Raw genomic sequence first — 698 nt, forward strand, 5'->3', positions numbered from 1 at the left:
GTCAAGGTATTGCTGCCTGTAAAGGCTACTCCATTGATTTGTGGGCTGGCTAAGCTCACAGACAACTTAGCAAAGCTGGCTGGGCTCACGGTAATCGACAAGCGGTCTGATCCACTCGTAGTCACTGATCCATCCGTAGCTACTACCACCGCCGACTCAGCTTTGTATAAGCTTAAGCTCGCTGTAGCTACCCCATTGCTGAAGGTCACACTCGTAGCCGTACCAAAGTCTGTCGATGATACCGTTGGGTTCGTCGATGGAGATGAGGACGCATTGGCTCCACTAAACGTGAGCGACTTAGCTCCCGTATAACCTGTCGCCGTATTGCCACTCGCATCTTTCGCCGTAATCGTGATCGTCTGGCTACCTCCTGCCGTCTGAGTGCTGCTTCCTGTAATGATGAACTTTGTCGCCGCTCCCGCTCCGATCGTTACATTGCCACTCGTTACCGCTGTACCTGTAGCCGGAGTGAACGTAAACGTGCCCGTTCCTGATACACCCGTGTAGGTTAAGCCACTCACACTTGATACCCCATTTACAAAGTCTGATGCATTATTCAACTTCGTGCTTCCACTTAAGCCGGAGATGGTTCCGCTTAAGCTAGTAGTCACCGTAATATTATTGCCACTGGCATCAAAGCCCGTTACCACGTTACCATAAGCATCCAAGGCTGTTAAGGTGTTCGTTCCTGTAAAGGC

1 protein-coding gene is annotated in these 698 nt (G+C 50.9%); it reads right to left on the minus strand.

The features are described 5' to 3' along the window. A partial coding sequence (locus ESB04_RS12450; protein ID WP_205749518.1) for a hypothetical protein occupies positions 1 to 698 on the minus strand: 698 nt, incomplete at both ends.

The organism is Aquirufa rosea, from assembly GCF_004118285.1.
In the GTDB taxonomy this organism is placed as follows: Bacteria; Bacteroidota; Bacteroidia; order Cytophagales; family Spirosomataceae; genus Aquirufa; species Aquirufa rosea.